Origin of the sequence: Chlorogloeopsis fritschii PCC 6912 (genome assembly GCF_000317285.1) — a bacterium.
Classification (GTDB): domain Bacteria; phylum Cyanobacteriota; class Cyanobacteriia; order Cyanobacteriales; family Nostocaceae; genus Chlorogloeopsis; species Chlorogloeopsis fritschii.
The window spans coordinates 1-26786 of the sequence record NZ_AJLN01000124.1 but is presented as its reverse complement, the minus strand read 5'-3'; the positions used below and the strand labels follow the sequence as shown (position 1 = coordinate 26786).

Below are 26786 nucleotides of genomic sequence, written 5' to 3'. Positions count from 1 at the left end.
TAGGTAATCAATCAGGAATTACCAATAGTAACCCAGTATTCATGATTGATTAATTTTTTAACTTTCAGCGTGTGTCAACAACACGTACTCAAGATGGCAGTTGCTTCCAAAAAAGAGTTTCGCTCTTCTGCATTGCTGGGTTTAGGCGCGATAGCCCTTGCCGCAATCTTGTGGGCGGTAGGGGCAAATGTAGCTCAAGGGCTTTTCCAGTCTGGGATTACTCCCTTTGAGTTGGTAGAGGCTCGCGCCACAATTTCAGCAGTGGGATTAGGCGTGTTAAGCGGGCTGCAAACTCGAAAGTTATCCATTTGGAAAAACTTCCAAATCAACGGTTGGATTTTGATGCTGGGCTTGGCTCTAGCGTTAGTGAACTTTACGTACTACTTTGCGATCGCTCGGCTTGAGGTTGCGGTTGCGATTGTGATTCAATATACTGCTCCAGCCTTGATTGTCCTGTGGATTGCACTTACCACAAGGCGTTTACCCTCATTTTCTGTGGGTGCGGCAGCAACAGCCGCGATTGTGGGAGTGGTGTTAGTAGCTCAGGTATCAGGGGGCGATGTGAGCCAGCTTGACACAATCGGGCTTGGCAGTGCATTTCTCAGCGCGATTCTATTTGCAACCTATACTTTATTAGCAGAACGGGTGGGGATGGCTAATGATGCCGTGACGGTGATGTTGAAAGGCTTCATTGTGGCAAGTTTATTTTGGATTGCGGTTCAACTTCCGCAAGGATTTCCCACTAGCTTGATTCAAGCAAATAATTTACTAGGAGTTTTGTTTGTAGGAGTTGGCGGCACACTGCTTCCCTTTTTGTTCTATTGCTGGGGTATTCAGCGAGTGCGAGCAGATCGAGCAGCGATCGCAGCTACCTTAGAACCAGCGATCGCTGCTGTTATTGCCTGGTTTTGGTTTGGGCAAGCTCTGACACCACTACAAATATTGGGCAGTATTCTGGTTCTGGGAGCAGTGCTGATTTTGCAACTTAATCAAAAAGCAGATTTATGAGTCCGGTATCGGGGATTGGGCATCGGGTAGTAAAATTTCTTTCTTCCTAATCCCTGTTCCCTATCCCCTGTCACCTGTCCCCTGTCCCCTGTCACCTATCCCCTGTTCCCTCTTACTTCGACGACTTAGCTTCCAAGTTTTCCAAACGGCTTCTCAGTTCTTGATTTTGTTGCTTAAGTTGATCTAGTTCCTCGCGCAATTGTTTAACTGCGTTTTCTGTGCCAATATTCTTTTGCACTCTGGCAATTTCTTCTTCGGCATAGCGACGCACACGTCCATCGGCTGTTTGATCGCTCAGGGATTGTAAAATAGCGATCGCCTTGGGGGTTTCCATTTGCCCCAGTGCTGTAACTACTGCTATTTGCGTTAAAAAGAAGGTTTCCTTAGCAAGTTCAGCCAAATGCTCTAAAATTCGCTCTAGGTTAACAGGAGTTTGCCCCACAGAAATCTTACCTAAAGCACGAATTGCCGCTAAACGCAAAGCTTGCGGTACACCCAATCTGGTGTATTCCAAAATTAGATCTAAAGCTGCTTCCGAAGTTTTGAGTTCTGCTAAACCAGCGATCGCCCCACTTCTAACTACTTCATTCCAACCCGCTTTTTCTTCCAAAACAGTTTTCAGCAGTTTAACAACTTTTTCTTCTTTAGGTTTTTCTTCTAAACAGGCAGCAGCAATTCCCCCAATGGCACGAGCGGCTTCTGCTTCTACGTAGTAACTGGCGTCTCCTTCCTGTACAAATTCTTTCACAGCTTTATAGCTGGCGTGGGTTTTGATTTTTGCCAGTGCCATCACTACAGCCCGGCGCACATAGGATTTTTTGTCTTTTAATCCCACCACCAAAGCATCAAAAGCTTGATCCAACTTTATTTCTGCTAGTTGTTTAGCTACTTCTACACGCACACCCCAAAAAGGATCTTTTTGTAGTGCCGTCGCTAATGCCTTGAGAGCTTCTAATCCTCCTTTTTTCGCTAAAGCTTCGGCTGCGTAAATCCGGGAGATGGGGTGAGGATCGAATTCCAACTGCGCTTTTAACTCTGGTATTGGATACTCCAAAGCGACGGTTTTTAAGAAATGATTCCCGACATCGAAGCTAATAAACTGGGGTTTTTCTTCGAGAGGAAAATAGAAGCTTTGTTCGCGTTCATGAACGCGCACGTTGAAAATTTTTAAATCAGAAGACGCACCATAACCCGCCTCTGCATTGTTGGTATAACCAAAACCAATCGGGATGCGCAAGTCAAATAAATCACTGCTACTGCCATTGCGATCAAATTTGGCTTGGGTTTGAGTTACTGTCACTTTTGCTAATTTGGCATCCCCATCCCAAGAGTAAGCTACTTTAAAATCGGGATGACCACCACGATAAACATACTGATCGAAGAGGAACAAGAGATTACGCCCCGTTGCCTTTTCGATCGCTCGCAGTAAGTCTACAGTTTCTACAGTTTTGTGGGCGTTATCCCGCACAAATGTCTGCACTGCTTTCCAAAATAGTTCTTCGCCTAGTTCGGCACGGATCATGTGATAAACACAAGATCCTTTTTCGTAGATATGGCGATCATAAAGCTCTATTGCTTCCCGGTAAATGTGCGTTACCATTGGACGACGGTAGCGACTGCTATCTTCAGCTATATAGCTGCGAGCTTCGAGCAAACGGTAGTAGGCTGCTTCATCTGCATTATATTCATGCTCTGTCCACATTACCTCAGAATAGGAAGCCATTCCTTCCTTAATCCAAGCATGAGACCAATGCTTAATCACTACCAAATCGCCAAACCATTGGTGTGCTAGTTCGTGGACAACTAAACTTTCAGTATTGCGGTTATCTAAAGCTGCCTTCTCATCTAATAAACATCTATCAGTGAGTATCGTTGTGGAGGTGTTTTCCATTCCACCAAAAATAAAGTCATCTACGCAGACTTGGGCATATTTGGGATACGCATAAGGATACCCATATTTTTCGCTTAAAAACTCCATCATCCGCGGGGTTTTGCCCATGCTGCGCTTTGCATCTGCTTCCCGCCCTTTTTCTACGTAATAGGTGACAGGTTTGCCATTCCACTCATCTCGGATTTCCGCAAAATCACTTACCGCTAACGTCATTAAGTAGGTAGGATGAACCTGCTGCTGCAACCAGTGATATATTTTATAATTACCGTCTTCTTCAGTGGCAATTAATTCGCCATTGGAAATAGCAATCAAAGGTTTGGGAACACGCACGCGAATTTCGGAAGTAGACAGCTGCCCTGGGTAGTCAAAGCAGGGAAACCAGAAGCGCGAGTCTTCATCTTCTCCTTGTGTCCAAACTTGGGTAGGTTTGTTGGGATAGTATTTGTCTGGCTGAATAAAGTAAATACCGCGCTGAGGTTTTTCGACCCAGTAGGCGATCGCTATTTTGATTTGCTTGTCAGCTTGCGTGGGTGAGTCGAGTTTAATAGATAGCTTTTCCCCGTCATAATCAAATTTTTGCGGTTCCTCATCCACCTGCACGGATTCAATATTCAGGTTAACAGCATCCAATGTCAAACGGTCAACACCATTACGGATCGGCAACAGAGTAATGTTGCACTTACCACTAAGACTCTGGGTAGGAATATCTAAATTGAGATCGAGAAAAATATGCTCAACCTGTCCAGGGCGATCGGGGTTGTAGTGTGGTTTGGCTCCTGGTAATTCAAAAGATTTGTAGCGATTATTTTCTGTGTCTAAAGAAAAATGAGACATTCTGACCTTCTAATTCCTGATAACTTTAAAATAGTTTTAGTTATGAAAAACATTAAAGATAGCTACATCGTATTTACTTCCCAAATCAACCCTCGATATTTCCCACTCTGATACAGGGCACTCTGTATCATTTAACACTGTTTTATTTGATTTATCGTGCTCGACACCGTAATAGGTTCTAATTGAGTAGGATATATAGCTTAGGATAGCTTGCAATATTACTCATATTAAATATTTCTCAAGGAAGAACATAGCTGTCCTGAAAATAGGGGCGCTTAGGCTAGGGACTAGGGACTAGAGGCTAGGGGTTAGGGACTAGGGACGCTTGAAGAGGAGGGGGAGAGTGAGGGAGCGAGAGAATAAGAGTAAATACCCTCGTACCTTTCCTCTTTGATACCCTCACTCCTTCTGGGTGTCTCCTTGTCCTCTTCTTCCCGATCCCTAATCACCAGTACCCATATTTATGGGTTCTGTTTTCACAACCATTGTAGCCTGTCCTAATTTTTACTAGATTTTAAGTTTCAAATATTACTAATGTTTAAGTAATTGCAGCGATAAATAGAGACTAGCGTTGCGTCAGGCTAAAAATGATGGGCATAGACAATCCTTACGTTCCTGTGTGAGGGAATCGGTATAAGTCTCAATCGCTGGGTTGCAGATTCCGAAAACTTTACAGTGACGCTTGGAACTGCCTCGAAGTCAATGTGATCAACAAAGGACAAACTATGCCCGAAAATAAATCAAAGTTGTTAATTCCTGCCGTTGGGACTGTTCTAATTGTGGCAGGAGGTATAGTTGCTTATATGTATTTCAAGGGTGGTACTGCTGGAGATATCTCAGGTGCGGTTCCTAGTGCCAAAGTAGTACCAAATGAAGCATTAATGGCAACTTATATTTCCACAGATCCGAAAGTTTGGGCAAAGCTAGAGCAATTTGGCACTCCGGAAGCACAAAAGTTAGTGGCAAAAGGGTTGGAGAATTTTAATCAGGATGTGTTGAATGACAGCAATTTTTCTTACGAAAAAGACTTAAAACCTTGGATAGGTGGTGTGATGATTGCAGTATTGCCAACAACTCCAACTAAGCCTGCTCAGTTCAATGGAACTTCGCCAACACCAAATGGACTTATCACCAAAAAGTTGCCAGAAACTAATACTTTGATGGTGGTGGGAATCAAAGATAAACTTGCAGCTTTAAATTTTGCTAACAAACTCAAAGGGCAAAAAGGCGTCACGACAAAGGAAATAGACTACAAAGGTCAAAAAATTGCAGAAACTACAAGCAAGGGCAAACCCACATACAGTGCTGTTTTGAACAATCATGTGGTATTTGCTCCCGAAAAACAAGCTGTAGAACAAGCTATTGACACTTTTAAAGGAGAGCCTTCCTTTCTTACTAAAGAAGGTGCAAATACTATTCTTAGCAAAGGTGTGAATTTAGAAAACACCGTAGCACAAGTTTATATACCCGATTACGCGAGTACAGTACAGCAAGCGATCGCCACAAGTCCACAAGCAGCACCACTACCGCCCCAAACTTTAACACAGTTGAAGTCGGTTAAATCTATGGTGTTTGGTGTGGGTATAGATGATGCGGGAGTGCGAATGAAAGCGATCGCCAATTTAGATCCAGCACTTGTTAAGTTCCAATATCAAAATACTCCCAGTCAGGTGGTATCGCAATTACCTGCTGATACAATTGCCTTAATTAGCGGCCAGGGTATTAATAAATGGTGGTCAGCATTGGTAGAACAGTCCAAAGACTATCCTGAATTCAAACAAGTACTAGAGCAAGCACGGGCGCAACTCAAAGTAGTCAATATAGATTTGGATAAAGAAATTTTTGGTTGGATGGATGGAGAATTTGGTTTTGCTGCGATTCCAGCAAATCAAGGTATGTTGGCGCAAGTTGGGTTTGGGGGAGCTTTTTTATTCCACACTAGCGATCGCAAAACAGCTGAAGCCATCTTCACCAAATTGGATACCCTTGCCAAAACTCAACAAATCAATATTGCTCCAAGAAATATTGGTGGTAAAGATATGATTGAATGGCAAGTTCCCCGCCAAGGAGCTTTGTTAGCTCATGGTTGGCTAAATCAAAATACACTGGCTGTGACTGTGGGTGATTCTGTGGTGGATGCGATCGCTTCTCCCAAGCAATCTCTAGACAGCAGCGAAAACTTCAAAGCTGTGACTGGCTCTTTACAAAAGCCAAATGGTGGTTACTTCTACCTAGATATGAACAAAATCCTGTCCCTGATTAATCGCTTCACCCAGCAAAGCCAGCCCTTGCCACCGGAAGCCAATGCTGTTCTCAGTTCTATTCATGGTGTGGGCATTACTGCTAATAGCCCCGACAATTCTATCGCTCAAATGGAGATTTTGTTAGCTCTGAAGCAGAAAACGAAATAGAGTTATAGTTCGTCATGTAAATAGAGGCTATAGATCCTCGATTTTTTAAAGAAGTCGGGGATCTTAAACTTACAGGATTTACGCACAAGCTATGGAATAATAAACCGCAGAGGGCGCAGAGAACACGGAGTCAAGAGAATTTTAGAGGGATTTTGTGTAATTTCTACATTTATTAAGCTCTGTAAGCATGAAGAGACTTGAAACTGTTGCCAATAGAAGCTCCCATTACCTTGATAAATGTATTTCGCGCTGCTACTGCAAAAGGATTTTTGAATTCGCCCATCTTGCCCGATCGCAAAGACTGCTCAACAATCGCCTTTGTACGGGAGAATCGCAAAGATTCATACTGTTGGAAAGCGGTGGTGGGATCTGAGTGTTCTTGCAAGCATTTAGTGACTACATAGGCATCCTCTAAAGCGGTACACGCTCCCTGTCCTAGTGTTGGTAGCATGGGATGGGCGGCATCACCTAGTAACGTAATATTCTGCTTGCTCCAAGGTTGAGTTGGCGGGCGATCGTAGAGATCTGTCGTTACAATGTTGGCTTCCTCTGTGGCAGCAATCAATTCAGGAATTGATGGAAACCAATCTTGGAACATGAGTTCCAGCTCTTGTTTGCGACCAATCTTAGCATCCGGTTGCGCTTCTTTTGCGATCGCTGCCGCATACCAATACATTTGCCCTTTACCAAGCATCAAAAAACCAAAACCTTTGCCACATCCTAAAAATTCCTGAATATAGCCAGGACGGTATCTACTTGGAATATAATCCGTCAAACCCCGCCAAGTCTTAAAGTTTCGATAGGTAGGTGGATGATCGCCCAACAAGTTTGCTCGTACTCGCGATCGCAAACCATCAGCCCCAATCAAAGCATCTCCCTCAACTGTTAAACCGGAAGTCAAATAGGCACGCACCTGACTTCTATCCTGCTCAAATCGTTCAAAGGTTTGTCCCAAGTCAAATTTCTCATGGGGTACGTTGCGCCACAATAGCTGGTGTAATTCTGCTCTATGGATTGCCACAACAGGCAACTCAAAGCGATCGACAAGTATGTTTACCAACTCTTTACCACTTTGCGAATTAAATTGATAATTCGTAGTCAGATAGCCGACGCGGATTGCATCTTCTAGTAAATCTAAATTTTTCAAAATGTGTGTAGCGTTTGCCCACAGAGCAATCCCAGCACCAACCTCCCGCAGTTCTTTTGTTCGCTCATAGACAACAGCTTCAAAACCAGCACGGTAAAGAGCGAGTGCGGCGGCAGCACCACCAATGCCACCACCAACGATAATAATTTTCTTTTTTGTTCGCATCTTTAATAAATTAATGTTGTAATTGACAGACTTGTCAGTTGATTAATTACTATCAAATATAAATTATTGCTTGTCAACTGACTATTTAGTCGATATTATTAATATCTCTATTAATCTTGTCCCTTAATTGCTCAAGATATACAGGCTATACTGACGTAACAGTCAGTTAATGAGTTGGAAATGTTGTGGCGCGTCAAATCAAAGCTGAAAAGAATTTGAATAGTAGGCAAATTCGAGATGCAGAGGCAACCCAAGCTGTGATTTTAGCAGCAGCAGAAGAAGAATTCGCCAAACATGGTCTGACTTCTGCCAGAACAGAGGCGATCGCGAAGAAAACGGGTGTAGCGAAGTCAATGATTTATTACTACTTCAAGGATAAAGAAGGCTTGTATCAGGCAGTCTTGGAGCGATCGCACTCAGATCTTTTGCAAACAAGTCAACAGTTAGATTTAGATCATCTATCTCCGGAAGCGGCATTAGAAAAGTTTCTCACTGCACTGCTTGATTGCGTATCGCGGAATCCAAAGTTACCGTTGATTATGTTTCACGAAGCAGTACAAAATCAGGGGAAATATTACAAGCGCAGTAGTTCTCTAAGTATTGATACAAAATTAGTAAAAATTTTAGAACGAGGAGTTGCTACAGGAGTATTTCGCAAACTCGATCCATTTCAATCAGCTATTAACATTATGGGTACTTGCTTGTTCTATTTTGTAGGCGCGGGTAATATTCAGCAGCATCCTCAAGGTAAGCGGCTCTTGAGTAAAGCAATGTTAGAACAACACGCTCAAGAAGCGATCGCGTTGATTTTAGCTGGTGTGCGAAACCCTTAAAAAGGTAGAGGGCATTAGACGCGGGTTGATGCTGTTTCTCCTATTTTTCGGTGTCCCACTGAACGAGTTGAATCACGACACCGTTGGGATCTGTGACTTGAAAGAACCTTTCACCCCAAGATTCAGTCTCGATCGCGGTTGTAATCTCCACACCTTCTGATTGAATTCGCGCGTATTCCCGATCAATATCATCCACTACAAAGACAATGAGTAGACCATCGGCTCGATGTCCCCGCATATGGATGGGTTTGAAACTTTCGAGATTGGTTTGGAGAAAAATTAGGTTAAAGCCAGCATCTGATCTAGAGAGAGAAACAAAGCCCTCGGCTGCCATTTCCTCACTGAAGCCAAAATGTTGCTTTACGAACGTTGCTGATGCTGTGACATCATCTACGTTGAGTGAAATCGCTGAAGCGGTAATCTGCATAGATACTTCTAACGAACTGCGAGAGGGGCGATCGAGGAACATAAGTCTTGTAAATCATACCTGGTATTACTGATTTACGCACAATTACTAAATTATTTTTTCAACTGTCTCCAGCTTGAAAAGATAGTAATAAGATTATCTCTATATCTTCATTAAGAGAAAATTTTAAGAATTATGGCTGTAGGACGTAACAGCAGAAACATCAACGGATTTATTCGTGATTTTCGGGAATTTGCTCTCAAGGGCAGCGTCATGGATTTGGCGATTGGAGTAGTTATTGGTGCAGCCTTCGGCAAAATCGTTACCTCTTTCACTGAAGACATCATCATGCCACTGCTGAATCCTTTATTGGCTTTCACAGGCACTGATTGGCGAACATTTGGTATCCCTGTAGGAAAGGGTAAAATTGCGCTCGGCTCATTTTTAGGCAACGTAGTCGATTTTCTAATTATTGCTTTTGCTTTGTACTTAGCTATTCGGGCGATCGCTAGATTCAAACGCAAAGAAGAGATGGCTCCTCCAGCACCTACAGAAAAAGAATGTCCCTATTGTTTGGAAAAAATTCCTCTTGCTGCCACTCGTTGTCGTGCTTGCACTTCTGAGTTAGCACCCACCGTTGAAAGAATGTAAAAAGTGACATTTATCACATCAGTTTTTTTGCAATTTACAACATTGATATCAAGCTATTTCCAAATACGTGATTTGGTGTTTGCGACTGTAGAAACTAAAATAACTTGGATTATCCCAGGGCACGGCATAGTCGTGTCCTTTGTTAATTAGAAAAATTTTTGATTGCGAGAATGGCTCTATTTAAGGATTATGATGCAAATAAACAGGCTTTGTCCTGGTTACACAAAGCAGGCTAATTATTTGAGCAACTTTACTGATGAACACGGCTGTAAATAATACTCCCGGATTGGCTTCACGCTTGGTAAATGGGGTACTGGCAATCAAACCGCTATATAGCCTCGCCAAGCATCAAGCTCGTCAAATGATGATTAAACGTGCTGAGAAAATAGGGGTGCCTTGGAGAAAGAATGTTTCTCGTCTGCGATCGCACGATTGGGAAAGCGAACTAGCAAAAGTACAAAATCCCCAGATTAATTACCCAGAGTATTACCTCACCTCATTCCACGCCTACGAAAAAGGTGATTTATGTTGGGAAGCTGCCTTAGAAGCAGAAGTTGCTGCTTACGCCGTTCATTCTGGGATTTGGAAGGATGCTGGAGCACAAGGAGATCCAAAACTGCGTCAAAGTTATCACGAAATCCTCAAGCAGCAAATCTCCCAACAGCCCCAAGATATCCTAGATTTGGGTTGCAGTGTGGGAATGAGTACCTTTGCCCTGCAAGAACTTTATCCCCATGCCAAAATTACGGGTTTAGACTTATCTCCCTACTTCTTAGCTGTTGCCCACTATCGCTCCCAAGAGCGTCAAGCTAATATTAATTGGGTTCATGCTGCTGCTGAATCAACTGGATTACCAGATGCCTCGTTTGATTTAGTTTCTATTTTCTTGATGTGTCATGAATTGCCCCAGTCTGCAACTAGGCGCATTTTCGCGGAAGCGCGGCGTTTGCTGCGTTCAGGTGGGCATTTGGCAATTATGGATATGAATCCGAAATCGGAAGTTTACAAGAAAATGCCTCCTTACATTTTGACTTTGCTCAAAAGCACAGAGCCGTACCTAGATGAATATTTCGGCTTGGATATTGAGCAAACGTTGGTAGACGCGGGTTTCCAAACTCCCACCATCACTCGCAACAGCCCTCGTCACCGCACTGTCATTGCTCAGGTGAGTGGCTAATTTCTTTTTAGTACTGTGGGCGGTAACACCTCCCCTGCTACTGCTGATTTACTATTATCGGCGTGTTTCCACCGCCCCTTCCTTGCTGCGATTGCTGTTATTCTTCGTTTTCGGAGCAATATCGGGTTTTGTTGCCCTCAGTCTGGGATGGGTTGTGGAAACGCACATTAACTCTTTTGCAGCTTGGCGAGAAATTAGGCGTACTCTTGTGGGTGTTGCTCTGCGGCAGGTGTTGGTAGTCGGCCCCATCGAAGAAGGCTGTAAGATGGTAGCAGTTCTGATTCCCAGCTGGTATTTTCAACGCAGGTATCGATTACGCCCTAGTAGTATTTTTCTCTTCACTATCGCCGTTGCCCTGGGATTTACTGCTCAAGAAAACTGGATTTACCTTTTCCACGAAACGGCATCTGTATTTGATCGGGCGATCGGTACACCTGTTCATGCCATGTTCTCAGCACCCTGGGGATATGCTTTGGCGTTATTTTTGCAGTCAAAAACTCAGTTACGGCGCTACACCCCAAATATTCCTCGCTCATGGTTCAATTCTGTCATCTGTCATGCCTTGGTGAATTTTCTATCCAGCAGTTGGCGTTATCCAGCACCCCTATTTTTCCTCAGCTACGGTTTGTTTCCATTTTTCGTATGGATGTTTTGGCGACTGGAACAATTATTGCGAAAAGTGCAAGAAAAAGCACCTATTATCCTCATCAGTGGTTATACCCTTCGACATCGGTTATGGGAGCAAGGTTTGGTAGTGTTTGCCCTGATGTTGGGTGGTAATGCTATTTTTGGGTTATTTCTATTGGTAAGAAGTTTTAATTCTCTTAGTCCGTCGCAGGTTTTTTACCCTGGTACTCTGTGGCTTTTACTTAGCCGCTTCCTGCTCAATTTAATTTTCGGACTAGTAGCATGGACAATTTATTGTTACTTACGATATTCAGCACGTCGGCGCTATTTTAAATAGCTAGGAATAATCTGCGTACCAATGGTTTGGGAGTAAAACTTAATACTAGTGCTACGAGAGTTCTCAGGTTAAATTTTTGTTGGCTGAAAGCGTGTAAAAGGAGCGAGCGAGCTTCTAAGGCTCGTTCGGCTCGCAATAATCCAATTCCTAGAGTTGTGTGTGCGTGTAACCATTTTGCTCTGAAATAACCATGAAATTGCTGTAACTGCTCGTCTTCCATAAACTGACTAAAACAAAATATGCTTGCCTTTGCTCCTCTAATTTTGGCTTGAGGATTTTGGCTGCCGATCGCCATTGTTTCAGCTAGTGGGTGCATCCGATATTTACTCAGTCTTTCTGGACAATAATATGCTCCACTACCAGTTCGACAAGCAAGGTAAGTTAAATATAAATCCCAAAAAGGCCCTACTTGAGATGGAAAATTTTTCCAATCAATTGCATCTTTGCGAATCACGGCAGCAACTGCACTTGGTACAGCTTGATGAATTAACCCAATTTCACAAAAAGGTTGGTAAACTCCTTCTTCTAGATGATTTCGCTTCCAAAGTTTGCTACACTCTTCAGTTGCAACCTCATCAATACTGCTATCCGCATCTATAATGTAGTGGTCGCTAAAAGCCAAGACTAAGTTTGGATTAGCATCGAGGTGGGGAACAAGCTTTTCTAAAAAGTTCTCGTTCCAGATATCATCGTCGTTTAGACTAGCAATATATTTTCCGCGTGCCTCAGTAACAGCGCTGGCAATATTCCGAGCTACTCCTAAATTTTTGGCATTTCGCCGGAATCTAATTCGCGGATCGCTAAAAGATTCAACTATTGCTTGAGGATTTTCGGGGCTACAATCATCAGTCACAATAATCTCAATATTTTTATAGGTTTGACTGAGCGCACTTTCAATTGCTTGCTTGAGATATTGAGAGCGATTGTAAATCGGTACAATTACACTAACTAGGGAATCTTGAGAATTCATGGCTTTTGGCATAACTTAGCTGCTTACGGTTTCTTTAATTTCTGGGGAACGCAATAAATCGATTGGCAATACCAGAAATTTTTGAGATATCAAGAATTTAACAAGCAAGAAAAATCAAATGCTTGCATATCTGTAGTAGTTCTATGTTCTAGAGATTCAATGCAATTTAGTTGTCTCGACTGAAAATGATGATTCTCATTGTCAAACATCCAGCTTGTTGAACTATTTTGTAATTTTCGCGACTTTTTATTTTCTGTTGCTAGTGTTTACAGATATCAACTAAAAACAAAAAAGTAGCAATCAAGCTATCAAAATATAATAACCAAGGATACTTGTAAAAACTTAAGTTTTATCTCTCTTTAGGAAGAGAATAACTATAATACTTTTAAATAGGATGAGTTGTTTATTTAGATAATTTTTATTGACGTTATCATTTTTTGTATTTTTTGAATGATAAAAATTAACCTAGCACGCAAACGCGTATTCTCAGAAAGAAAATTTGAAAGATTGTTTATTTAAGTCAGAAAATGGACACAATAAAAGGGGAACCTATTAAGAACTTTGTTCGTCACTATCGAGTTCTCAAACAAAACTCCAGTGAATAATCCCTTTTACATTAGCAGATTTGAAGCTGTGTCAGAATTAATTACTTACCTTCAAGTTTGAGAAGATAGATAAGAATTCAACAGACAAAGATTTGAGAAAAAGGAGATATTAAACTAGAGTTTGTATCGTAGGTTCCCCAAAAATTTGCGTATTTATAGCTATAAGCCGATTAAAGCTGGCTGATTCTGTGCAGCACTAACTATATTTGACTCTGGCTCAGTGCAGTAAATTTCGCAAGAATTATTTGGGCTTTCGATTAATTTGACTTTGAAAAGTTTAGCTCCCAAATCCTGAACGGGCGATCGCAACAAATTACTAATGTGCAGTGCGATATTTTCAGCAGTGGGAACAACCTCTGCAAAGTAAGGGATATCTTTGTTCAAGAAGGTGTGATCGAATGGCTCAACTACATAATCTTCTATCACCTGATTCAAAGCGCCTAAATCCACAATCATGCCAGTGCGTGGATCTATTTCCCCTTTGACTGTCACTTCTAAATGATAATTGTGCCCGTGACCGTTGGGACGAGCGCACTTACCATAAATCTCGAAGTTCTCTTCATTGCTAAGATTGGGATGCGCTAACCGATGGGCAGCGCTAAAGTGAGTGCTAACAGTTAGATAAGCTTCCATTCCATTTCCCATATAATCTGCCCAAAGCTCAGAATTTTCAAATAGCTGTATGCGGACTAAAGGCAAGTGGGGTGCTAACCGCTGCCAGATTGCCCGTGCAATATTCTCTGTTGTGGGCAGAGTTTGCTGAAATTCTGCCCACACATCGTTGAGATAAGAAAAGTCTAGTTGGCTGGTTACTTCTTGCTTGATAACCTGCTTCACATCCGACAAGTTCAACACCATGCCATATTTATCCAATTCCCCAACCAGGGAAACGAATAAGACATAGTTATGCCCATGTCCGGGAAAACGGGAGCAAGCACCAAATTTCTCAACATTCTCGGCTTCACTCAGTTCTGGCAACCAATAACGATGACTTGCCGAAAACTGAGCGCGGCGATTTACAACGCATTGCATGAGTACACTGGTAGCTTAGTTTAATATTTCTTAATATTCTAACCTTTTCAGCAGCAATTAATTACATCCCACCTACTTGCTGCACTAACTGCAAGCCATCTGTTTGATCCCACAGATATGTTATTTTGCCACTGTCGATAGTGACGAACTCAGAGTATGGTACAGAAAAACTTTTACCTGTTGTCGGCATTCCCATAAAGTCACCAATAAAGGTTCCGGAAAAGATGCCGTGGTGGGCAACGCGATCGCCCCTAACTAACAATTCTTCTACCCGATAACCGATATTACTGACAACAGATAATAACTCCTGGGCAAAATTACGGATTGCCTCATGCCCTTTAACTGGTTCGGGAAAAACTAAGTCATAAATAACACCATCATGTGCCATAACTGAAATAATCTTTTCTATATCTCGATTTACCCAGCCCTGTAAAAATTCTGTTGCCAACTGTACATTCTCACGTTCCAAGTCTGTCAAATCCCCAAGAGAATTTAGATTTGGAAGTAGCAAATTTTCAGCTTGTATATTCGTCATGCACCGTGTCTCCGTACATTACTGTTTCAGAAGGTGGGCAATTTCGTGTCAGTTTTATTCTATTAAACTCTGTTTCTTAAAAAAGCGGATTTCTAAGCGTATGCGCCCAAAGATTCCTGCGCCTCCCAGTATAATCCCTTGGCAATACGGAACATTTCTTGCCCTGCGTGTAAATAACTTTCATCGTAGTTGAGGGGAAAATATTCCAATTCATCTAGCCCATCACCAATTTGATTCAGGCAATAGTAAAGGTGAGCCGCTGCTCTTGCTAGGCTAGGGGGATTCGGCAGAGAACGAAAAGTCGTTTGTGCTTGCTTGAAGCCATCTCGGCAAGTATTCAAGTATTCCTGAAATTGCTCTAACAGTACATCATCAAATGGATCGGCCGCTAATTTTTCAATTTGTATTGCCAGAGAATTGAGAATTTCACGCAACAAACGATTAACTGGTTGATACACCAGATGCAGCCATTCTTCAATTTGTTCGTCAATATCCCTTCCTGTATATCGCGTTGCTTGATATTTTTGCCCAGCCGTTGCGCTACGCTGTTGCCTGTTTGTGTTGGTTGTTTGCAAACGCTGGTGGTGCAACTGGCGATCGTAAGTTTGGCGATTTTTAGTATCACCTAAGACTTCATACGCCGCATTGATACGGATAATATGCTCGCGATCTGCCGTTTCTTGATTGATATCAGGATGATATTGCTTAACCAAGCGGCGGTAAGCTTGTTTGATTTCCGCTTGGCTGGCATCAGGACTGACTTTAAGAGTTTCGTAGTGATTTTTGTCTAACATTATTCCAATGTATCGTTAGCTAATGTTAGCTGCTACCCTTGGTTCTAGGTCTTGGAATAATGGTGTACTTAAATATCTTTCTCCGAAACTAGGCTGAATAATTACAATCAAGCGCCCTTCATTTTCTTGGCGTTGGGCAACACGAATTGCTGCACATAATGCCGCACCACTGGAAATACCAGATAACAGTCCTTCTTCTCTTGCTAAACGTCTACTGTAGGCGATCGCTTCTTCATCGGTGACAGCAATCACTTCATCAATTAATCCTACCTTCAGTACTTGGGGGATAAATCCAGCACCAATACCCTGGATCTTATGAGGCCCTGGTTTTCCTCCCGATAAAACTGGGCTGTTGGTTGGTTCGACTGCGATCGCCTTAAAACTGGGTTTGCGTGCTTTAATTACCTCTGCCACACCAGTAATAGTACCGCCTGTACCCACACCCGCCACAATTATATCTACTTTGCCATCAGTATCTTCCCAAATTTCCTCGGCTGTTGTTTCTCTGTGAATTTGCGGATTGGCAGGGTTACGAAATTGTTGCAACATATAAGCGTGTGGTGTTGTCTCAACTATCTCTTGAGCACGCCGAATTGCACCACTCATACCTTCAATTCCTGGTGTCAGTTCTAATTCTGCACCATAAGCTCGTAACATCGCCCTTCGCTCGGCGCTCATTGTCTCTGGCATCGTGAGGATGAGGTGATAACCCTTCGCCGCCGCTACCATTGCCAAGGCAATGCCAGTGTTTCCAGAAGTAGGCTCTACCAACACAGTCTTACCAGGAGCAATTAACCCTTCCTCCTCAGCAGCATTAATCATACTAGCTCCGATGCGGTCTTTTACTGATGATGCAGGGTTCATGCTTTCTAGTTTTACCACTATTTGGGCTACACAACCTTCCGCTTGCGGAATGCGGTTCAATTGTACTAAAGGTGTACGACCAACAAGTTCTGTAATGTCACGAGCAATTCGCATTCTTTTATCCTGATAAATGGTCATTGGTCTTAGTCAAAAAATCCTGAACTATGGACTCTTGACTTGATTAAATGTAATACATGATATCCAACTGCCGTCGTGAATCTCTTTTTTCACACAAATCGGCAAGTGTATATTTTTGTAAAACGGAGTTGGCTGCTTGACGTGCTTCTTGCCAGATTTCTTCTACAACATCACCGTCTACGGTTTTGGGCTTGGCGTCTTCCTCATAGGTTTGCACCTTATCTAAGCCTTCAACACATCCTAAAACCTCAAAAATAGTTATTTTCCAAGGTTCTCGTGACAATAGATAACCACCCTTTGAACCGCGCAGGCTCTTCACTAAACCTCCACGTCTTAAAGTGGCTAGCAGTTGTTCCAAATAGCGATCGGGGATATTTTGCTGCGCCGCTATCTGGCGAATTTGCAGCGGTTCTCCGCTTTGATAATGAATTGCCAATTCTAATAAAGCAAGAATTGCGTATTCTGATTTACACGATAGTTCCACAGTCAGCGCTAAAGGATGAAGGATCAAGAATCAAGGATGAAGGCTCAAGGATGAAATATTTTATTAATTCATACTTCATACTTCATACTTCACACTTATTTTCAGTATACTCCGGTTCTCCACTGGGGTTTGTTATTTTTTGTGCCAAAAACATAAAAAAGCTCCCCGCTATGATGGGGAGCTTTAAATAATCAAATTTATGTGCAAATAAATTTTGCTCTAGAAGGTGAAAGTAGTTCTAAGCGTACCGACGATCGCATCGTCATTGTCACTGCTTTGACCAGGATTGAGCAAGTAAATTACACCAGGAGTGATAGAGATATTGTCGTTGACACGATACTTATAAAAACCTTCGATGTGCCAAGGAATATCGCTATCATTAACACCTGCTACTTTGTTTAAGGCATATGGTTGTGCACCACCGAAAATACCCAAAACGTTGCCTTTCTTGCCTAAGTCAGGTAAAGCTACACCAGCTCCGTAACTCCAAGCTTCATAGTCGTCATCGGAACCAAAGCCAGTAACATCATGGTAGGAAACAAAGCCGCTGATAGAGAGCCGATCACTTGGTCTGAAGGCAGCCGATATACCGTAGGAATTACTCGAAGATGCATTAAGAGCACTCAATGTATTGGCTTGAGAAGTACCTACTACTGGGCTAGTTACACTACCTTGATCGAATAGAACACCACCTGCACCATGATAGCCATGAACGTAGGTTGCAGCTAATGCCAAGCGATCGCCAAGATTAAAGTTTAACTGTCCTAAAGCAGCATAGTTACCGTTGAAGATACCTGAACCGATGCCAGGATCGTTTGGTTCAGAACCCAAGTAACCGATTGTGACTGAAGATGGTAGAAGGAAACTGCGCTGATTGCCAAAACCAAAGTTTACCGCCGCACCAGCACCGCCACCAACACGGAAGATGGGGTTTTCAGAAGCAAAGGTAGACAGAGCGCCGTTACCACCGTCGAAGTCCTCAAAGTAAGGGTTAACAGTAGCAGCGACATCACTCCAAATACCGCCAGTAGCTGCAACATATACTCGTGCAGCATCACCAAGCGGGAAGTAGTACGCCAACCAATCAACTTCGACGTTGTTATTACCAGTATTACCAATATTAAATGTTTGGAAAGCCTCTGCACCAGTGGGATCTCCAACGTTTAACCTCTCTGCATTACCAGAGGCAAGACGGGTGTGCAACACGTCTCTACCTGTGAAGCTGGTTTGCAAGTCTAAACGTACCCTGTTCTGGAAGACAGTATTGTTATCGTCGCCAGCTTGATCGCCAAAGGCATCGGTAAGGGCAAAAATTGCTTCACCGACGAGTTTGGTGGTAGTAGAAAACTGATTGGCTTCCAATTCCGCAGTGCGTGCTTCTAATGCGTCTACACGACCGCGCAAAGTAGCTAATTCTGCCGAAAATTCTTCTTGCAATCGCTGCAAGGTAGCCAAATCTTCTTTTGTTACCAAATCAGCTGTTGCTGTGGCAATCAGTTCATTCACCCGATCCAAACAAGCGTTCAAACCTGCTGCGAATTCATAACGAGTCAAAGCACGGTTACCGCGGTAGGTACCATTCGGATAACCAGCGATACAACCGTAACGTTCAACCAAGGATTGCAGAGCTTGGAATGCCCAGTCGGTTGGTTGTACGTCAGAAAACTGGGAAACCGAAGTTACCTGAGAAATCGAATTTTGTCTTTCTGAGTTGCTGTATTGACTAACTTGCTGTAGAACTTCGGTTGATTGTGCCGGTGCTGCCTGAGCCACAACCTTTGGCTGGCTACTAATTTCCGATACAGCAGTAAACTGCGCTTGTTCTGTTTGAACTGTCTCAGGGGTGGTGCTATTTGGTGCTGCGATCGCAGTTGCAGAGAACAACAAAGTTGCTCCTAAAACTGCTGGACTTGCCATCAAGGATTTCCACAAGAGATTAGACATCATTTCTGTTCTCCTCACACCTTGTCGTATAAGTAATTTTGATTTGCTGCAACTATTACTGAAAAAGCGACTTCTTGTTGAAACCTGTGGATGAGGCATATTTGCCCTACTAAAGACAATTTTAGTTTTTGCCAAGCTAACAATTGATTAAGTTAGGGTAAAAAAATTATGTAATTAACTTATGCAAAAACATATCTTTATAGCTTATGATTATAAGACATCTGAGGCAGATGGCAAGATATGAGCGTTCGCAAATAAAACTGTCACATCTTGAATACGGGGAAAGAAAATTTTGAGCAGGAATAGCCAGCCATTTCAGGTAAGAAAGTGTAATTAGAGCCTACTCGCTTCATAAATTTTTCCCACACTTTTAGTCAGTTATCTTTCTAGTTGTCTTACTACACATTGCTTTGAGGTTATTAGGGTTAAAGAATTAACTAATCTGAGAAATTACCTTTGCTAGATCAAAGTCTTTCTTAGTTAATCCGCCTGCATCATGTGTCGTAAGGATGATTTTGACTTTGTTATAAGAAATTTCTATATCTGGATGATGTCCCGCTGACTCAGCAGGTTCAACCAGCTTATTTACAAACTCAATTGCTTGTACAAAATCTTTAAATTTGCGGTTGCACTGCAACTTAGCCCCTTCCCTTGTCCAGCCAGGAAGATTATTGAGCTGTTGTTGAATTTCTTCCTCACTAAGTAACTGTGCCATAATTCACAAATTCCTATTTGTTATTATTTTGTGCTGAAATAAGGTTAGCAAACCCAATTTATGCTAGTTACCTTTTTTCTCCTATTAAGCAACAGATTTGAAAAGTGAGAAATTAAGGAATGTTACGGAGATGTGTTTCTTAACTCCGTGACTTTACTACGTTCTTACAACTATAAAAACTATAAATATCTATAAGTAATTGAAATATACTGATTTTCTAGTTTTTTCAACCTATAAATATGGAAGGTTAACTGATTTTTTGGACGTAGTCTTTCGCATCTAGTTCCCCAGCATTGGGACAAAGTGAAGATATTCTGGAAAGACTGTTATTGTAATTTTACTTAGTCTGACTTTAGTTCAGGTTTTCGCTCACAGAGCTTGAGCAAGCAAAAGTAACCTTATAAATAACTATCCGCTCTTACTTTAGATTTAAGGATCTAGGTAAGAGCGGTCTAGCGGGTCTTCAGGTTGCAACCTAACTGCCGGAAGGAACTCCAAACAAGCCTAGCTGCTTAAGTAACTTAGTTTCTCAAGAAAACTAAGGCTTACTTTTAGAGAACAGCTCCGGCACACAGCCGGCTATTCGCAACCTGATGACCCATGCTTTTACTACTATCTATCATGGGCATCACCTCCTTGTTGCCTAAGCGGTCTTAGTCTCAAAAAGGGAGAGCTTTAAACTCTCAGTTGTTGACTCTACACCTCACTATAGCACATTGCTTGATAAGGTGTAACAAGCTATCTATAAACTATTTTTCAAAAGGGACAGGGGATTAGGAATTAGGAAATGGGGAACAGGGTACAGGAGCGCAAATCACGATTCCCCTTGTCTCCCCCTCTCTTTCCTCATTTTTGTTTCACATTAACATTGGACGAGCCAGAAAAAAGCTGGAAATTGATTTGGCATCAACCGCTTCTCCTTGCACAATAGCTTTTTCCAGTTCTTCGGGAGAAAACAAAACTGTTTCGATATCTTCGTCTTCTTCTTGTTGTGGAGGTGTGTCGAGTTTTTCTAAATCTTGCGCTAAATAGGCGTAGATAATTTCGTCAGAGTAGCCAGGGGCGAGGATCAGTTCTCCTAGTTTCTTCCACTCGTGAGCGCGATAACCAGTTTCTTCCTCTATTTCACGCTGAATGGTTTGCAGAGGATCTTCATTTGCTTCTATGGTTCCAGCAGGAAATTCTAACACCCGTCCCCCAACAGCAAAACGATACTGTCGCACGAGTATAAGTTTACCCTCTGGCGTCAAGGGTACCGCCAAAGCTCCTCCAGGGTGACGAATGCACTCCCAGTCTCCTTCGGCTTGATTAGGTAAACGCAAGCGATTAACTTCAAAATTAAACTTGCGCCCTCTATAAAACAAGCGTTGTTTTAGCAGTTGGGGTAATTCTCTACCTAATGGCATAGTCTGGTTTTCTTGTCTAAAAAGACACAAATTAACATTGATATTGATAGTTGAAACAGTTCTGTTCTGCGTTTTTTGGTGTAATTTTAAACGCCTATCAATAGATGTACTTCAGAACAGTCTACCTCTTTCACCAGCTGTTTAATCTTGCGTCCGGAAATTGGTTCGATCCAATCCGGGGCTACCTCTGCTAGCGGTACTAGTACAAAAGCTCGCTCATGCATTCTCGGATGGGGAATTTGGAGATCTGGGGTATCCAAAATTAAGTCATCATATAACAACAAATCCAAATCCAGTAAGCGTGGCCCCCAGCGTTCTTTGCGGACGCGCCCAAATTTTTTTTCAATCTCTAACAAGATTTCTAACAGTAATTGTGGTAATATATTTACTTGGAGTATCGCACAGCCATTTAAGTAATCTGGCTGTGGTGGCCCGACAGCTTTAGTTTTGTACCAATGAGATTTTGCTTTTAAGATAATACCTGGCGTTTGAGCTAAGGTTTCTATCGCTGCTTCTAATATGGCTTGAGAATCACCCATGTTACTACCGAGAGCAATAGCGCTATACATACAAAGTTCTCCATATGTTATGGTTTATTGCTCTAAGTTCAGCAGTAAATTCTACAGGTAGTTTCAACAGCTTCTTGACTCCGAAAAATTTGTTTAAATTTTTATATATTTTTTATATATTGCTTTTAAATAACTTTACCTAAAAAATCTAAAAATCCTTTTTTGATAACGCTTTTAGTTGATACTCATGAGATATTATACTAACACGAACGTGGCGTACTAATCAGAAAAATTTTTAGATGGTGGTTAGTTTAAAACTGCTTGAAGCGAGGCACTGACGTGGCGAAGTTTACCTCCTGGTTTAAGGAACGAACGACGAAGTCGAGTGATTCTGAGACAGAAAAAGCCGAATCGCCGCTTGGCGATAGTAAAGAAAAAGAGAAATCTACAGATGCTCAGAATCAACCACCAACACAGCTGGAAAAAGCAAAGCAGAGACTGGTTCAGTTAGTTGCAAAGCTTCCCGGCGGTCATAAACCACTTTATCGTCGTTACTGGTTTTGGGCTGGCTTGGGTATTGGTAGCGGCATAGTTGCCATCAGTTATGGTGTGTGGTCAATAGATCGCACATTACCAGAGAAAACAGAGCTAAATGCTGTTGTTCGAGAGCAAACACTAACTATCAAAGCAGCCGATGGTACTATTTTGCAACAGCAGGGAGAAGCAACGAGAGAACAGTTAAAACTAGAGGAAATACCAGATCAAATTCAAAAAGCTTTTATCGCCGCAGAAGATAGAAGATTTAACACTCACAATGGTGTTGATGCACAAGGAATTGTTAGAGCCGTTTTGAGTAATGTGCGATCGCAAAACGTGGTGGAGGGCGGTAGCACAATCACGCAGCAACTAGCACGAATTCTCTTTCTCAAACAAGAGCGCACCGTCTTGCGCAAACTCAAAGAAGCTCGTCTGGCTCAGAAACTAGAGGAGCAATTGAGCAAAGACGATATTTTAGAGCGCTATCTAAACTTAGTATATTTAGGTTCTGGAGCTTACGGTGTTGCGGATGCGGCACAAGTTTACTTTAGTAAGTCAGTAAATGAACTTACTCTTAGCGAGATAGCAACGATCGCCGGTTTACCTCCTGCACCAAATCGCTTCTCTCCGCAGGTGAATCTGGAAGCAGCCAAACAGCGACGGAATTTGGTGTTGCAGCGGATGTATGAAGATGGATATATCACCGCAGCACAAAAACAAGCAGCTGTTGCCGAACAATTAACTACCAAACCCAGTTCGCCCAAACGCTGGCAAGTAGAAGCGCCCTATTTTATTAGCTACATCCAAAAAGAATTACCCAAGTATGTTCCTGCGGAAATCTTGAATGCAGGTGGTTTAACGGTGGAAACCACCTTGAACCCAACCTGGCAACAAGCCGCAGAAGAAGCAGTAGCCAAAACATTGCGCAATCAAGGACGTTGGGAGAATTTTAAGCAAGCAGCGTTAGTAGCCATCGATCCCCGCAGCGGTGAAATTAAGGCAATGGTTGGGGGAAGAGATTTTGATAAAAATCAGTTTAATCGGGTTACTCAGGCAAAACGACAGCCAGGTTCGACATTTAAGGGATTTGTTTATGCAACTGCGATCGCTGCTGGGAAAAGTCCATATAACAAATACCTAGATGAGTCTGTTGTCATTGATGGTTATGAACCGAAGAACTTCAGTGAGAGATTCTCTGGCTGGATGAATATGAGAGATGCTCTAACCAGATCAATCAATGTTGTTGCTGTTAAAGTGTTGCTTGATGTTGGATTTCAGCCAACGATTAAACTAGCCCATAATATGGGAATTAAATCGGAACTTAAACCCTACTATTCACTGGCTCTTGGCTCAAATGAAGTGAACCTGCTGGAATTAACCAGTGCTTACGGTTCCTTTGCAACGCAAGGATTACACGTAGAGCCGCATGGTATTACCCGCATTCTAAACCGCCAGGGTAAAGAAATATGGTCAGCTGATTTCAAGCCCAAGCGTGCTATTGATGCCGAAACTGCTGCTATTATGACTTGGATGTTACGCAACGTAGTGAATGCAGGCACAGGTACAGCTGCTCAATTAGGTAATAGACCTGTTGCAGGTAAGACAGGTACTACCGATGATGCCCGCGACTTATGGTTTATTGGCTACATCCCTCAATTGGTTACAGGTGTTTGGTTAGGTAACGACGATAATAAAAAAACTTGGGGTAGCAGTGGTAGTGCCGCCTATACCTGGCATGAATTTATGGAAGAAGCCGTAAAAGAAATGCCAATAGAAAAGTTCCCCGAACGACCACAAGTAGAAGGTCGTAAAGGTATTATTAAGGTGCAACCCGTCAAGCCTAGAAAAATCGTCAAAGGTTCTGCTGCCTCTGCTGAAGCAACTGTAGATGAAGGATCTTCTGGAAGATCTCGCAGAAGAAGATCCAGAAGACGCTATTCTCAGCAAGAGCAACAAGTAGACCAAGGGCCAAGACGCAGACGACGTTACTATCAGCAGGAAAATGATGATTCCTCTACAACTCGTAGGACTAGACGCGGGTTTCGCAATTCGGAATCAACAGCAATTTCTAACAGCGAGTCTTCCTCGTCAGATAATTCACAGCGTCGCTCCAGACGGCTAAGAACAGATTTTTCGCGACCAAGGTATAGCTCTAACCAATCTTCTTGGCGGGAAAGACTTAGACCTAGTTCATCACAATAAGAGGGAACGGGAAGAGGACAAGGAGACAAGGGGATGGGGAGAAACTTGACGCAAAGACGCGGGGACACGGGGACAAGGAGAATAATTAATGACAAATGACCACTGACTAATGACTAATTCCCTTTCTCCTTTCCAAATTTACTCCCTTCTCATATGACTTGTGGAGGATGTAGGTGGTACGCTCTTTTTATATGTTCTTAACATAAGTAGTGTTGCCTACAACAGGAGAATATACTCATGACTTTATTAATGCAAGCAGCAGCACAAGCGGTAAACGAACCCCATTTTCCTTGGGCTTTTACTGCAGTTTATGTGGCAGGTTTTATTGCTGCGGTAACAATTGGTTCAATTGCTTGGTACAACTCTAAACGCCCCGTTGGTTGGGAAGATAAACAGCGCCCTGACTTTGTGCCCAAAGTTGACAAAGAAGAAACTCCGGGTGTGGGAGAACCAAAGTAATAAATGAGTCATTAGTCATTAGTCATTTAGTTGTGCAATGACAAATGACAAATGACAATCCACTTAGTTTTGAATCTCAACCCAACGACGGTAAAGCTTTTGAATTTGTTTGAGTAAAACATTGAAACCGACTTGGGTTGACTCGTCTGAATTGGATAATTGTTGTAATTTCATCAGCAGTCTAGCTTCTTCTGTTGCCACTTCACCATCGCTGTAAATCAAACCACTGATGGCTTGAATCAGGTTTTGGTAATCCTCAATGGTGGGGCGATCGCCTAGATATTCTTTTACCCAGTCGTAGCACTCTGTTGGTTGTACGGGAACCAATTCGTATAGTAATGGCTTGATATCCGGATCGCCAGACACACCTTTTTCTTGAGCGATCTGGCGTAGGTATTGTCTTTCTTCTGGTTGGATTCTGCCATCTATCCAAGCTGCTCCAATCAGGATTTTTACTAAGTTTTTCACATCACTGGAGTTAACTGGCATCACAGCCTCCTCTGGTTGATTCTGCCCTCCCTGAAATCTTACAACTCCCAACAGTATTCACCCTGAATGATTGGTTTTTCTTAAGCGAGCCATAAAAAAGCCGTCCATACCATGTTGATGAGGTAGTACTTTTAGCCAACCTTGTGGTGTAGAATACGCAAAAAATGGTGAATTAATACTAAGAGGTTCAATTTGCCAATTCGCGTTTTCAGCTAAAAATGACTCAATTACAGCTTCATTTTCTGTTGGATGCAGTGTACAGGTGGCATAAACTAATACACCTCCATTTTTGACAAAAGTTGAAGTATGTGAAATTAATTCTTTCTGAAGTGTTGATAATTCTTGGACAGTTTCTGGTGTTTGTCGCCAACGGGCATCGGCATGGCGGTGCAAAGTTCCTAAGCCAGAGCAAGGTGCATCTAGCAAAACGCGATCGGCAGAATTGATAAACTGGGGTAGATTGCGGCTATCGCCAATACAAATTTTTATAGAATTGAGATTTAGTCGTTGGATATTTTCTTGGAGTTTGCGCAGACGAGAAGGAGTATACTCGCACGCCCAAATAGTTCCTAGATCCTGCATTAACTCAGCAATATGAGTAGTTTTCCCTCCAGGTGCAGCACAGGCATCGATAATAACCTCTCCTGGTTGAGGGTCAAGAAAATGGCTGACTAATTGAGCGCTGCTATCTTGTACACTCCACCAACCCTCGCAGAAACCAGGTAAATTTTGAATAGGGCCTGGGTTATCAAGCAATCGTAATGCTTGTGGTAAATCAGGAAAACGTTGGCAGGAAAAACCAGCAGCTTGGAACACCGTTTCCACTTCTGGTGTTGAAGTGCGAAGTGGGTTGACTCGTAAATCGATTGCTGGAGTTTGGTTCATCCAGATACACAGTTTTTCCGTTTCCGCAACACCAAATTGGTCGATCCAAACTTGAATAATCCAGTCTGGAAAACTATGTACAATACCCAAGCGTGCGATTGGATTTTCTGGAAGTCGTAGAGGGTCAATTGATGTTTCTGCACAACGGATATAATTTCGCAACATACCGTTAACAAAACCAGTAAGTCCAGCAAAGCCATTTTCTTTCGCTAGTTGCACGGTTGTATTGACAGCAGCGCTGGCTGGTATTCGTGCTTGATAACGGAGTTGATATAAGCCAAGATGAAGAATAGTGCGGAGATCTTTTGGTTGCTCGTGAGATTTCTTTTTGCCAAGTTGATCGATGAGAGTATCAAGAGTACGCAGCCTTCTTGTACAACCATAGACTAATTCTGTCATCAGACGGCGATCCGGAGCGGATAAATTAGCTTTTTGCAGCACTCGATCTAGTGCCACATCTGCATATGACCCCTTGTGAACGTCTCGCAAGGCAAAAAAAGCTAGTTGCCGGGGAGATGTATTTTGACTTTTAAATTTTTGATGTTGCAACGATCAGACTAAAAATAAAGGCTTAACTATATTTAAACTTATGCATGGGCAATAGTTCGACAAATATCTATATATCCCACTTCACATCTTGCAACAGTTGTTTGATTGTGATTTTTGTAAGGTGGGCAATGCTCCGAAGTTCCCTGGGCGTGGGAAACCCTTTCGGCAGTTGCTACAACGCT

The 26786-nt window shown here is 42.5% G+C and carries 23 protein-coding genes; 8 read left to right on the top strand and 15 right to left on the bottom strand.

The genetic code is table 11. The annotated features are described in order from the left end of the window. Window positions 1-93 precede the first annotated feature (93 nt). Complete coding sequence (locus UYC_RS0128950; protein WP_016879019.1) at window positions 94-1008, top strand: EamA family transporter; 915 nt, start codon at window positions 94-96, stop codon at window positions 1006-1008. Between the two features lie 112 nt (window positions 1009-1120). On the opposite strand, the gene UYC_RS0128945 is transcribed toward UYC_RS0128950, so the two are convergent. Further along, window positions 1121-3733 carry a M1 family aminopeptidase gene (locus UYC_RS0128945; protein ID WP_016879020.1) on the bottom strand — a complete coding sequence of 871 codons (2613 nt, stop codon included), beginning with the start codon at window positions 3731-3733 and terminating at the stop codon, window positions 1121-1123. A 725-nt stretch (window positions 3734-4458) separates the two neighbouring features. On the opposite strand from UYC_RS0128945, the gene UYC_RS0128940 reads away from it, so the two are divergent. Next, window positions 4459-6144, top strand: coding sequence for a DUF3352 domain-containing protein (locus UYC_RS0128940; RefSeq protein WP_016879039.1), 1686 nt, complete (start codon window positions 4459-4461; stop codon window positions 6142-6144). Between the two features lie 172 nt (window positions 6145-6316). On the opposite strand, the gene UYC_RS0128935 is transcribed toward UYC_RS0128940, so the two are convergent. Continuing rightward, entirely contained in the window at window positions 6317-7456 is a 1140-nt protein-coding gene (locus tag UYC_RS0128935) for an FAD-dependent monooxygenase (RefSeq protein WP_016879040.1), read from the bottom strand. Window positions 7457-7641: 185 nt separating this feature from the next. On the opposite strand from UYC_RS0128935, the gene UYC_RS0128930 reads away from it, so the two are divergent. After that, entirely contained in the window at window positions 7642-8289 is a 648-nt protein-coding gene (locus UYC_RS0128930) for a TetR/AcrR family transcriptional regulator (RefSeq protein WP_016879041.1), read from the top strand. A gap of 40 nt (window positions 8290-8329) precedes the next feature. Here UYC_RS0128930 and UYC_RS0128925 read toward each other — a convergent pair whose 3' ends face one another. Further along, window positions 8330-8758: a VOC family protein gene (locus UYC_RS0128925; protein WP_016879042.1), complete on the bottom strand. Its 429-nt coding sequence runs from the start codon at window positions 8756-8758 to the stop codon at window positions 8330-8332. Window positions 8759-8890: 132 nt separating this feature from the next. On the opposite strand from UYC_RS0128925, the gene mscL reads away from it, so the two are divergent. From mscL to UYC_RS0128910, 3 genes are all read left to right on the top strand, one after another. After that, window positions 8891-9346 (top strand): large conductance mechanosensitive channel protein MscL, encoded by a 456-nt coding sequence (gene mscL / locus UYC_RS0128920; RefSeq protein WP_016879043.1) that lies wholly within the window; start codon window positions 8891-8893, stop codon window positions 9344-9346. Between the two features lie 256 nt (window positions 9347-9602). Further along, complete coding sequence (locus UYC_RS0128915) at window positions 9603-10523, top strand: class I SAM-dependent methyltransferase (protein ID WP_016879044.1); 921 nt, start codon at window positions 9603-9605, stop codon at window positions 10521-10523. Next, window positions 10516-11487: a PrsW family intramembrane metalloprotease gene (locus UYC_RS0128910; RefSeq protein WP_016879045.1), complete on the top strand. Its 972-nt coding sequence runs from the start codon at window positions 10516-10518 to the stop codon at window positions 11485-11487. Before UYC_RS0128915 ends, UYC_RS0128910 begins: the two co-directional genes overlap by 8 nt. On the opposite strand, the gene UYC_RS0128905 is transcribed toward UYC_RS0128910, so the two are convergent. From UYC_RS0128905 to folK, 10 genes are all read right to left on the bottom strand, one after another. Beyond that, window positions 11480-12469, bottom strand: a complete 990-nt coding sequence (locus UYC_RS0128905) for a glycosyltransferase family 2 protein (protein ID WP_016879046.1) — start codon at window positions 12467-12469, stop codon at window positions 11480-11482. The genes UYC_RS0128910 and UYC_RS0128905 overlap by 8 nt on opposite strands. Window positions 12470-13221: 752 nt before the next feature. Next, window positions 13222-14094, bottom strand: a complete 873-nt coding sequence (locus UYC_RS0128900; protein WP_016879047.1) for a 6-carboxytetrahydropterin synthase — start codon at window positions 14092-14094, stop codon at window positions 13222-13224. 61 nt (window positions 14095-14155) lie between these two features. After that, complete coding sequence (locus UYC_RS0128895; protein ID WP_016879048.1) at window positions 14156-14629, bottom strand: ester cyclase; 474 nt, start codon at window positions 14627-14629, stop codon at window positions 14156-14158. A gap of 92 nt (window positions 14630-14721) precedes the next feature. Then, window positions 14722-15423 carry a J domain-containing protein gene (locus tag UYC_RS0128890; protein WP_016879049.1) on the bottom strand — a complete coding sequence of 234 codons (702 nt, stop codon included), beginning with the start codon at window positions 15421-15423 and terminating at the stop codon, window positions 14722-14724. A 15-nt stretch (window positions 15424-15438) separates the two neighbouring features. Further along, window positions 15439-16401 carry a cysteine synthase A gene (cysK, locus tag UYC_RS0128885; RefSeq protein ID WP_016879050.1) on the bottom strand — a complete coding sequence of 321 codons (963 nt, stop codon included), beginning with the start codon at window positions 16399-16401 and terminating at the stop codon, window positions 15439-15441. A gap of 67 nt (window positions 16402-16468) precedes the next feature. After that, complete coding sequence (locus UYC_RS0128880) at window positions 16469-16909, bottom strand: RrF2 family transcriptional regulator (RefSeq protein WP_016879051.1); 441 nt, start codon at window positions 16907-16909, stop codon at window positions 16469-16471. A gap of 219 nt (window positions 16910-17128) precedes the next feature. Continuing rightward, window positions 17129-18853, bottom strand: a complete 1725-nt coding sequence (locus UYC_RS0128875) for an iron uptake porin (RefSeq protein WP_016879052.1) — start codon at window positions 18851-18853, stop codon at window positions 17129-17131. 433 nt (window positions 18854-19286) lie between these two features. Then, window positions 19287-19568 (bottom strand): 4a-hydroxytetrahydrobiopterin dehydratase, encoded by a 282-nt coding sequence (locus tag UYC_RS0128870; RefSeq protein ID WP_016879053.1) that lies wholly within the window; start codon window positions 19566-19568, stop codon window positions 19287-19289. Window positions 19569-20425: 857 nt separating this feature from the next. Further along, entirely contained in the window at window positions 20426-20974 is a 549-nt protein-coding gene (locus tag UYC_RS0128865; protein ID WP_016879054.1) for an NUDIX hydrolase, read from the bottom strand. Between the two features lie 86 nt (window positions 20975-21060). Continuing rightward, window positions 21061-21543 carry a 2-amino-4-hydroxy-6-hydroxymethyldihydropteridine diphosphokinase gene (gene folK, locus UYC_RS0128860; protein WP_016879055.1) on the bottom strand — a complete coding sequence of 161 codons (483 nt, stop codon included), beginning with the start codon at window positions 21541-21543 and terminating at the stop codon, window positions 21061-21063. Between the two features lie 279 nt (window positions 21544-21822). On the opposite strand from folK, the gene UYC_RS0128855 reads away from it, so the two are divergent. Beyond that, window positions 21823-24222, top strand: coding sequence for a transglycosylase domain-containing protein (locus UYC_RS0128855; protein ID WP_016879056.1), 2400 nt, complete (start codon window positions 21823-21825; stop codon window positions 24220-24222). Between the two features lie 237 nt (window positions 24223-24459). Next, window positions 24460-24681: a photosystem II assembly protein Psb35 gene (gene psb35 / locus UYC_RS0128850; protein WP_016879057.1), complete on the top strand. Its 222-nt coding sequence runs from the start codon at window positions 24460-24462 to the stop codon at window positions 24679-24681. Window positions 24682-24744: 63 nt separating this feature from the next. On the opposite strand, the gene UYC_RS0128845 is transcribed toward psb35, so the two are convergent. Next, a complete protein-coding gene (locus tag UYC_RS0128845; protein WP_016879760.1) occupies window positions 24745-25170 on the bottom strand; it encodes a tellurite resistance TerB family protein in 426 nt (141 codons plus the stop codon). Window positions 25171-25227: 57 nt separating this feature from the next. After that, window positions 25228-26604: a 16S rRNA (cytosine(967)-C(5))-methyltransferase gene (locus UYC_RS0128840; RefSeq protein WP_016879059.1), complete on the bottom strand. Its 1377-nt coding sequence runs from the start codon at window positions 26602-26604 to the stop codon at window positions 25228-25230. Between the last annotated feature and the right edge of the window lie 182 nt (window positions 26605-26786).

Excerpts from the sequence above, each read along its gene's own strand:
- UYC_RS0128915 (WP_016879044.1), top strand. The coding sequence starts at position 9,603 with ATGAACACGGCTGTAAATAATACTCCCGGATTGGCTTCACGCTTGGTA.
- UYC_RS0128890 (WP_016879049.1), bottom strand. The coding sequence starts at position 15,423 with ATGTTAGACAAAAATCACTACGAAACTCTTAAAGTCAGTCCTGATGCC.
- folK (WP_016879055.1), bottom strand. The coding sequence starts at position 21,543 with ATGTATAGCGCTATTGCTCTCGGTAGTAACATGGGTGATTCTCAAGCC.
- UYC_RS0128900 (WP_016879047.1), bottom strand. The coding sequence starts at position 14,094 with ATGCAATGCGTTGTAAATCGCCGCGCTCAGTTTTCGGCAAGTCATCGT.
- psb35 (WP_016879057.1), top strand. The coding sequence starts at position 24,460 with ATGACTTTATTAATGCAAGCAGCAGCACAAGCGGTAAACGAACCCCAT.
- mscL (WP_016879043.1), top strand. The coding sequence starts at position 8,891 with ATGGCTGTAGGACGTAACAGCAGAAACATCAACGGATTTATTCGTGAT.
- UYC_RS0128845 (WP_016879760.1), bottom strand. The coding sequence starts at position 25,170 with ATGCCAGTTAACTCCAGTGATGTGAAAAACTTAGTAAAAATCCTGATT.
- UYC_RS0128945 (WP_016879020.1), bottom strand. The coding sequence starts at position 3,733 with ATGTCTCATTTTTCTTTAGACACAGAAAATAATCGCTACAAATCTTTT.
- UYC_RS0128905 (WP_016879046.1), bottom strand. The coding sequence starts at position 12,469 with ATGCCAAAAGCCATGAATTCTCAAGATTCCCTAGTTAGTGTAATTGTA.
- UYC_RS0128950 (WP_016879019.1), top strand. The coding sequence starts at position 94 with ATGGCAGTTGCTTCCAAAAAAGAGTTTCGCTCTTCTGCATTGCTGGGT.
- cysK (WP_016879050.1), bottom strand. The coding sequence starts at position 16,401 with ATGCGAATTGCTCGTGACATTACAGAACTTGTTGGTCGTACACCTTTA.
- UYC_RS0128895 (WP_016879048.1), bottom strand. The coding sequence starts at position 14,629 with ATGACGAATATACAAGCTGAAAATTTGCTACTTCCAAATCTAAATTCT.
- UYC_RS0128940 (WP_016879039.1), top strand. The coding sequence starts at position 4,459 with ATGCCCGAAAATAAATCAAAGTTGTTAATTCCTGCCGTTGGGACTGTT.
- UYC_RS0128870 (WP_016879053.1), bottom strand. The coding sequence starts at position 19,568 with ATGGCACAGTTACTTAGTGAGGAAGAAATTCAACAACAGCTCAATAAT.
- UYC_RS0128875 (WP_016879052.1), bottom strand. The coding sequence starts at position 18,853 with ATGTCTAATCTCTTGTGGAAATCCTTGATGGCAAGTCCAGCAGTTTTA.
- UYC_RS0128935 (WP_016879040.1), bottom strand. The coding sequence starts at position 7,456 with ATGCGAACAAAAAAGAAAATTATTATCGTTGGTGGTGGCATTGGTGGT.
- UYC_RS0128925 (WP_016879042.1), bottom strand. The coding sequence starts at position 8,758 with ATGTTCCTCGATCGCCCCTCTCGCAGTTCGTTAGAAGTATCTATGCAG.
- UYC_RS0128865 (WP_016879054.1), bottom strand. The coding sequence starts at position 20,974 with ATGCCATTAGGTAGAGAATTACCCCAACTGCTAAAACAACGCTTGTTT.